This window comes from Paraconexibacter sp. (assembly GCF_041602235.1).
GTDB lineage: Bacteria > Actinomycetota > Thermoleophilia > Solirubrobacterales > Solirubrobacteraceae > Paraconexibacter.
The window spans coordinates 1-8,139 of record NZ_JBFIGP010000171.1; the positions used below are offsets into that span (position 1 = coordinate 1).

Consider the following 8,139-nt stretch of genomic DNA (forward strand, 5'->3'; position numbering starts at 1 on the left):
GCGAAGCCCGACAAGCCCAAGGCGCCCGGAGCGACCCCCTCGGGCGGCGACCAGACCTGCAGCGACGGGGACGCGATCTGGGGGAACGAGGGTGACGGCGCCGGGTGCGACCCGTTCGACCCGAACGAGACGCTCGACCCGAACTTCGACGAGGAGACGGCCGGCGGGTGGATCGACGCGGACGGTGCCGGGTTCGAGTCGCTGTTCGACGGGCTCGGGGACGACCTGGACTTCGGCGACTTCGGCGATGAGTTCGACGACAGCTTCTTCGGCGAGGGTTTCGACGACTTCGGTGACGCCTTCGGCGAGGATCTCGGCGGGGACCTCAAGGTCGCCGCGGGACCGCGGATCACGACCAGGTCGGCACGGCTCGACAAGCGGCGGCGGGCCGGGCTCGTCGTGTCCTGCCCGAAGACGGCCGAGAAGCGCTGCCTCGGCGAGGTGACCCTCGAGCGACCGGCGAAGAAGGCCGGCAAGAGGCCCACGCTGCTGGGACGCGCGCTGTTCTCGATCCCCAAGGGCAAGAAGAAGACGCTGCGCGTGCGACTCCCCAAGGCCAAGGCGAAGAAGCTCACGAAGGCGCGGAAGGGCACGCCGACGGACGCGGTCATCGAGGCCCGGGACGGCGGCAGCAGCCTGTGGCAGAGCACGGCGAGGGTTCGGCTCCGCCGCCGGTAGGTCACGCCGACATCAGGGCTGACCCTGATGCGCGAGGGGCCGCGCGGGTCTACCCTCGCTGGCGTCGTGCTGCGGGAAGGCGCCACTCCACTCGATCCAAGGACGGTCGCGATCTGCGTCCTGGGTCGCTTCACGGTCGCCGTCGACGGAGAGGTGCGGTCGCTGCGTCCGACCGCGGGACGCGTCCTGCGTCGTCTCGTCGCCGCCCGGGGGAGCAGCGTGCCGGAGGACGTTCTGCTGGAGAGCTTCTGGCCCGGGTTCGAGCCACGGGCCGCACGCAACAACCTGCACGTCACGATCCACCACGCCCGCCGCGTGGTCGGCGCCGGCCGGATCGGTCGGGGGGACGGCACGTACCGCCTCGTGCTCGGCCCGGAGGACCGGATCGACGCGGAGCTGTTCGCGGCAGCCGCCGACCGCCTGCTGCACACCACCCGTGGTCCGGGCGCCGACGAGGCGCTGGGCGTGCTCTCCCTCTGGGGTGGCGAGCCCCTCCCGGAGGATCGCTACAGCGACTGGTCCCGGCCCTACCGCGAGCTCCTGATCGCGCTGCGCCGTGATCTCGGGCTCGCCTGCGCCGCCCGGCTCCGCGACGGGGGCCGGGAAGCACAGGCGATCGCGGTCCTGCGTGCGCTGCGGGCCGACGCGCCACTCGACGAGCGCGTCGCTCACGACCTGATGGTCGCGCTGGCGGGAGCGGGGCAGCGCCACGCTGCGCTGTCGACCTTCGAGGACCTCAGCGCCGGCCTGCGTAGCGCCTGGTCCGTGGATGTCTCCGTCGCCACCCGCCGGCTGGCGACGCTGATCAGCGCCGGGGTCGACGTTGAGCAGCGGGTGTCCGACGCCGGGGTCCTGACGCCGCGCCTGGTCGCTTCCTGACGGCAGGGCCCGCGCAGGGCGTGCCGGGCCGCGCGGGGTACCCTGGGGCGTGTGACCGCTCGCCGCAACGGCCCGCCGATCGAGGCCGTGGTGTTCGTCGTGGGGGCCGCCAGCCTGGGGGCCGAGATCGCGGCCGCCCGCCTGCTCGCCCCATGGTTCGGCGCCTCGACGATCGTGTGGGCGAACACGATCGCCACGGTGCTGGTCGCGCTGTCGGTCGGGTACGCGCTGGGCGGCAGGATGGCCGATCGCGACCCGACTCCCGCAGGCCTGGCCCGGATCGTGCTGATCGCCGCGGTCCTGCTGGCGATCGTGCCGTTCATCAGCGGACCGTTCCTGCGCATCTCCGTCGACGCGCTGGAGTCGGTGAACGCGGGCGCGTTCCTCGGCTCGCTGATCGCGGTCAGCGTCCTGATCGCCGCGCCGGTGCTGCTGCTCGGGATGGTGTCGCCGTACGCGATCCGCCTGACCGTCGACACCGTCGACCGGGCCGGGCAGGTCGCCGGAAGGCTGTACGCGATCTCGACGATCGGCTCGCTCACCGGCGTGTTCCTGGCCGCGCTGCTGCTGATCCCCGTGGTCGGCTCCCGGCGCACCTTCCTGGTCTTCGCGCTGGGCCTGGCACTCGTCAGCATCCCGTGGCTGCGGACCCGGCGCCTTGCGGCCACCGCCATGCCGGTCGCGATGATCGGGCTGATCGCGCTCCCGGTCGGCACGCTGAAGGCCGCGGGCGGCGATCGCGTGATCTGGGAGCGGGAGACGGAGTACCAGTACGCCCGGGTCGTCGAGGACGACGAGGGCGAGCGGCGGCTGGAGCTCAACGAGGGGCAGGCCGTCCACTCCGTCTACAGGCCCGGCACCTACCTGACCGGCAACTACTGGGACGAGCTGCTCGTGCTGCCGTTCGCGGGAGCCCGGCCCAGCCCGCGCAAGGTGGCGATCCTCGGCAACGCCGCGGGGACGACGGCGCGGGCGCTCGGGCACTACGCGCCGCAGACGCTGATCGACGGCGTCGAGATCGACGGGGAGATCACGGAGGTCGGGAAGGAGCTGTTCGATCTCCGTGCGCCGCGCCTGCGCACGCACACCGCCGACGCCCGTCCGTGGCTGCGAAGGGCCGACGACCGCTACGACGCGGTCATCATCGACGCCTACCGTCAGCCGTACATCCCGTTCTACCTGGCGACGAAGGAGTTCTTCGAGCTCGTGCGCGAGCGGCTGGAACCCGGCGGCCTGGTCATCATCAACGTGGGCCATCCCGCGAACAGCCAGGCGCTCGAGAAGGTGCTGGCGGCGACGATGCGCTCGGCGTTCGGCCAGGACCGCGTCTGGCGCGATCCCAGCCAGCGGGTGAACACGATGCTCGTCGCGACGACCGCCGCGACACCCCCGGCACGGGCCCTGCGGTCACAGCTGCTGACGCTGCCGGACGATCTGCGCCCGATCGCGGCTGCCTCCGCGCGGCGGCTGGAACCCGCGCTGCGCGGCGGACGGGTCTACACCGACGACGTCGCCCCCGTGGAGTGGCTCGTCGACGCCTCGATCGTGGACGTCGCCGCCGACGGCGAGGGTGGCGGCTGAGCCGGGTCCCCGGGTGCCGGGCCGCGGGCACCGGTGCGGTGGCTCCCGCGCGCTCAGCGGTCCAGCCAGCGGGCGGGATCGAGTGCCCGACCGGCGCTCGCCAGCGGCTCCGCCGCCATGGTCGCCACGTGCGGCAGGGTCAGGACCTCGACGCCGGCGAGGCGCTCGAGCGTCGCGCGGTTGGACGAGGCGATGACGTCCGGGGACTCGGGCCAGGGGGTGAGCACGACCGCACGCACGTCGAGCCCGCTGCGCCGCGCCTCGGCGAGCGTCAGCAGCGTGTGGTTGATGGTGCCCAGGCCGGGACGGGCCGCGATCACCACGGGCAGCGCCAGCTCGACCGCGAGGTCCCGCACGGAGAAGTCCTCGGTGATCGGGACGAGCAGGCCGCCCACCCCTTCGACGACCAGCGCGCCGCTCGGCCCGGCGGCCTGGGCGCGCGCCCGTGCCGTCGCGGCCAGGGAGCGCGGGTCGATGGTCGTGCCGGCCAGCGCGGCCGCCAGGTGCGGGGAGACGGCGGGGCCGAAGCGGTGGGGAGCGACCTGCTCCGCGACGTCGCCCGTGACGGCGGCGAGCAGCTCGTGGTCGGCCGGGACACCCGCGACGGGCTCCTCGAGGCCGGTGACCGCGGGCTTGAACGCCCGGACGGGGATCCCGTCCTGCACGAGCGTCGCCGCGATCGCCGCGGCGACGACGGTCTTGCCGACCTCGGTGTCGGTCGCGGTGACGAAGATGCCCCGCACGGGAATCAGGCGGCGTGGATGCGGTGGCCGGGTGTCGCGGCGGCGACCGGGACGCCGGCGCCGGGCCGGAACCCGGCCTTCAGCGCGGCGCGCCCGAGGGTTCGTGCGGCCTCGCGGAGCTCGTCCTTGGTGTGGCTGGCCATGACGGCGAGCCGCAGGCGGGAGGTGCCCTCGGGCACCGTGGGAGGCCGGATGGCCTGGGCGAAGACGCCGTCGGCGATCGCCTCCTCGCAGATCCGCATCGCCAGCGCGGCGTCCCCGACGATGAGCGGCACGATCTGGGTGGTCGAGCCGGCGACGTCGAAGCCCTCGCGGGCCAGCTCGTCGCGCAGCGCGTCGGCCCCGGATCGGAGCGTCGCGACCCGGTCGGGCTCCTCCTCGAGCAGGTCGAGCGCGGCGAGGGCGGCAGCGACGGCGGGAGGTGGCGGCGCCGTCGAGAAGATCAGCGACCGCGCGGTGTTCGTGAACAGCTCCACGAGCTCGTGGCTGCAGGCCGCGAACGCGCCGTAGGAGCCCAGGGCCTTGCCGAGCGTGCCGACGACGACGTCGACCTCGCCCTCGAGCCCGGCCTCCGCGACGGCGCCGCGGCCGCCCGGCCCCACGCAGCCGGTGCCGTGGGCCTCGTCCACGACGAGCTTCGACCCGGTCCGCCGGCACAGCTCCACCAGGTCGGCGAGCGGCGCCACGTCCCCGTCCATGGAGAAGACGCTGTCGGTCACCACGATCTTCGGGTGGCCGGGGTCCGCGTTGCGGCGTGCCATCGTCCACGCGAGATGCTCGACGTCGCAGTGGTCGTACACCGCGACGTCGGCGCGGGACAGCCGGCAGCCGTCGATGATCGACGCGTGGTTGAGCTCGTCGCTGAACACGGTCGCGCGCCCGGGCGCCAGGCCGACGAGCGCCTGGATGACCCCCAGGTTGGCGAGGTAGCCGGACCCGAACAGGACCGCGTCCTCAGTGCCCTTGAACGCGGCGAGGCGCTCCTCGAGTCGCCGGTGGATCGTCATCGTGCCGCTGACGAGACGGGATGCTCCGGCCCCGACGCCCCAGCGCAGCGCGGCGTCGGCCGCAGCCTCGGTGACCCGCGGATGGTCGGCGAGCCCGAGGTAGTTGTTCGAGCAGAGGAGCATCACGGGTGACCCGTCCAGCATCACCCGTCCGCCCTGCGGCCCGGAGACCAGCCGCATCCGCCGGTACAGGCCGGAATCGCGGAGCTCGTCGAGGCGGGCGGCGATCTCGCTCATCGCCGGTCAGTGGCCGAACGGCATGCCGGTCGTCACGGCGGGCTCGGCCGGGCGGGGGGTCCCACCCGGCCAGCGGTTGGGGGCCCCGTCGGGGCGCGGCGGCACCGTCTTGTCCTTGCGGACGTAGCGCAGCTGGGAGGCCGGATCCCAGAGCTGGATCTCGATGCCGGCGCTCTCGGCGTCGGCGCGGGTGTCGAGGTAGTCCTCGACGACGTCCGGGGTCTCGCCCTCGAGCCATCCGGAGCGGTTGTCCGGGCGCGGGTTGGCCCCGTTGTCGGGCTGGCGGGCGATGTTGAGACCGAGGTTCTCGAACATCGAGCGGTCCTCGGCCGGGGTGTTGCCCAGCGTGGTGAGGAAGTTGCCCATCATCACGCCGTTGAGCCCCGCCTTGACCGCCAGCTGCTGCAGATCGCCGAGGTTCTCGGTGCGACCGCCGCACAGGCGGAACAGGGCCCCGGGCAGGATGAGACGGAAGATCGCGATCCACTTCACGACCTCCCACGGGTCCATGAGGTCGCGGTCGCCGAACTTCGTGCCCGGACGCGGGTTCAGCAGGTTGATCGGCACCGACGTGGGATCGATCGACGCGAGCTGGAAGGCCATCTCCACCCGCTGCGCGCGGGACTCGCCGAGGTTGAGGATGCCGCCGACGCACGTCTCCAGCCCGGCTTCGCGAACCGCGTCGATGGTGCGCAGACGGCCCTCGTACCTGACCGTGCTGGAGACCTCCGGGTAGTAGGACTCGGCGGTCTCGACGTTGTGATGGACGCGCTGGATCCCGGCGTCCTTGAGCTGCTTGGCGCGGGCGACCGACATGTGGCCGACCGACGCGCAGCGCTTGAGGTTCGTCTGCTCGGAGACCAGTCGAGCACCCTCGAGGATCTTCTCGAAGTCGCGCTTGGAGAGCCCCTGGCCCTGGGTGACCATGCAGAACCGGTGCGCACCGGCCGCCTCGGCCGCCTTCGCGTGCTCGAGGATCTGCTCGGGCTCCATCATCGCGTGCATCGGGGTCTCGGCCTCCGCGAAGCGCGACTGGGCGCAGAACCCGCAGTCCTCGGCGCAGCCGCCCGATTTCGCGTTGACGAGCGAGCACATGTCGGTGCTGGTCCCGAAGGACTCCAGGCGTGCCGCCCATGCCCGCTCCACCAGGGCCTCGATCGCTGCGTGGTCCTCCAGTTCCCCGAGTTCGAGGGCCTCTTCACGGGTGATCAACGGCGGCATGGGGCAACACCCTAGGGCGTTGCGCGGACGCGCGACGGCTCGTGGGACCGTGCGGCACCCGACCGGGGGAGGCCGCTCTCAGCCGCCGCGCCACTGCACGACGAGGGGCGCGTGGTCCGAGGGCTTGGCGCCCTTGCGGAAGTCCCGCTCGATGCCGACCCGCTCCAGGCCCGCGGCGATCCCCTCACTGACCAGCGCCAGGTCGATCCGCAGCCCGAGCCCGCGGTGGAAGTGCCCCTGGCGGTAGTCCCACCACGTGAACTGCTGCTCGCCCGGATGCAGGACCTCGTGGGCGTCGCGCAGGCCTCCCGCGGTCTCGATCGCCCGCAGGCGCGCCCTTTCCTCCTCGGTCACGTGGGTCGCTCCGGCGAACGCCTGCACGTCGTAGACGTCGCGGTCGGTGGGGCAGATGTTGAAGTCCCCGGCGATCACCGTCTCGCCCGGACCGTCGCGGAGCCCCGCGGCGCGCGCGGCCATCGCCTCGAGGAACACGAGCTTCTCGGCGAACGGCTCCGTGCCCACCGCCTGCCCGTTGACGACGTACACGCTGGCCACGCGCACGCCGTCGACCACGGCCTCGATCCAGCGGGCCTGGTCGGGCTGGGCCTCGCCGGCGAGGCCGCAGGCCGACTCGCTGAGGGCCAGCCCGTCACGGGCCAGGATCGCGACCCCGGCCCAGCGCCCGCCCGAGTGGTGGACGGCGGCGTAGCCCGCGTCGCGCAGGACGTCCTCGGGGAAGGCCTCCGGGGCGCACTTGGTCTCCTGCAGGCACACGACGTCGGGAGCCACGGTCTCGAGGAGCTCCAGCACGCGCGGCAGACGCGCCTTCAGCGAGTTGACGTTCCAGGTGACGAGACGCACGTCCCCAGGCTATGTGAGCGCGATCGCGTCAGGTGATGTGGACGGAGGCGGGGGAGCCCTCGGCCGGGGGCGTGGCGAGGGCCGACCGCAGCCCGTCCCGCCATGAGCGGTGCGCTGGCTGCCAGGCGAACGTCTCCTTGAACCGGCTGTTGGCGTTCCCCCGCAGCGAGGTCGCGAAGTGGACGGCGTGGGGCCCGGCCGCGAGCCGTGCGAGGAGGGCGGGAACCCGGCGCGGCGGGCGCGCGTCCAGCAGCGTCGCGAGGTGCGGGAGCCAGTCGCGCATCGGGGCCGGGTCGTCGTCGCAGACGTTGTAGAGACCGCTCGCGCCACCGGAGAGGGCGAGCACCGTCGCGTCGACGGCGTCGTCGACGTGGAGGAACGACGAGGTCCCCGTCCCGCGGCCGACGATCGGGAAGGCCCGCGCGGCGACGGCCTGGGCGGTCGCGCCGTCCCGGGCGTAGTAGGTGCCCGGACCGTAGAGGAACCCGTACCGCAGGACCACCGGGTCCAGGGCGGTCTCGGCGAGCGTCATGCGCTCCATCTGCACCGCTGCCTCGACCACGTCCCGGAACGCGGCGGGGGCGGACGTGAAGACCGGAGCGTCCTCGTCGTGCACCCAGGGCCCCTGCGGGGCGGTGATGAACGAGATCGACTGCACGAGGATCCGCCGTGCGCCCGCGGCGAGCCCGCCGGCGATCAGGTTCGGGGTCGCCTCGAGGCGCAGCCGGTTCGTGGGCGCGAGCGCTTCGCGGTACCGGCGGATGTCCAACGCCTTGGGGAGCGCCGTGAGCTGGTCCACGACCACGTCCGGGCCCGCGGCGCGGCAGGCTGCGACGACGCTGCCGCGGTCGAACACGTCGGCGACGTGCGCCTCGACGCCGCGCCGTCGCAGCATCGCGGCCCGATCCTCGGTGCGGGTGAGGGCGGCCACC

General features: G+C 73.4%; 8 protein-coding genes. 3 read left to right on the forward strand and 5 right to left on the reverse strand.

The window, feature by feature from the left end; translation table 11 throughout:
• The 3 genes from ABYE80_RS13505 to ABYE80_RS13515 form a co-directional block, all read left to right on the forward strand.
• On the forward strand, positions 1–678 hold a 678-nt coding region (locus tag ABYE80_RS13505; protein WP_372790804.1), incomplete at its 5' end, for a hypothetical protein.
• 66 nt (positions 679–744) lie between these two features.
• Positions 745–1,557: a BTAD domain-containing putative transcriptional regulator gene (locus tag ABYE80_RS13510; RefSeq protein WP_372790805.1), complete on the forward strand. Its 813-nt coding sequence runs from the start codon at positions 745–747 to the stop codon at positions 1,555–1,557.
• Between the two features lie 51 nt (positions 1,558–1,608).
• Positions 1,609–3,138 carry a spermidine synthase gene (locus ABYE80_RS13515; protein WP_372790806.1) on the forward strand — a complete coding sequence of 510 codons (1,530 nt, stop codon included), beginning with the start codon at positions 1,609–1,611 and terminating at the stop codon, positions 3,136–3,138.
• 53 nt (positions 3,139–3,191) lie between these two features.
• On the opposite strand, the gene bioD is transcribed toward ABYE80_RS13515, so the two are convergent.
• From bioD to ABYE80_RS13540, 5 genes are all read right to left on the reverse strand, one after another.
• Entirely contained in the window at positions 3,192–3,881 is a 690-nt protein-coding gene (bioD, locus tag ABYE80_RS13520) for a dethiobiotin synthase (protein WP_372790807.1), read from the reverse strand.
• Positions 3,882–3,886: 5 nt separating this feature from the next.
• Entirely contained in the window at positions 3,887–5,125 is a 1,239-nt protein-coding gene (gene bioF, locus ABYE80_RS13525) for an 8-amino-7-oxononanoate synthase (protein ID WP_372790808.1), read from the reverse strand.
• 6 nt (positions 5,126–5,131) lie between these two features.
• Complete coding sequence (gene bioB / locus ABYE80_RS13530) at positions 5,132–6,346, reverse strand: biotin synthase BioB (RefSeq protein WP_372790809.1); 1,215 nt, start codon at positions 6,344–6,346, stop codon at positions 5,132–5,134.
• 78 nt (positions 6,347–6,424) lie between these two features.
• The gene (locus tag ABYE80_RS13535) at positions 6,425–7,207 is read right to left on the reverse strand and encodes an exodeoxyribonuclease III (RefSeq protein ID WP_372790810.1); all 783 of its coding nucleotides are present in this window, start codon (positions 7,205–7,207) and stop codon (positions 6,425–6,427) included.
• 28 nt (positions 7,208–7,235) lie between these two features.
• Positions 7,236–8,139: NAD-dependent epimerase/dehydratase family protein (locus tag ABYE80_RS13540; RefSeq protein WP_372790811.1), on the reverse strand; the 904-nt coding region annotated here is incomplete at its 5' end.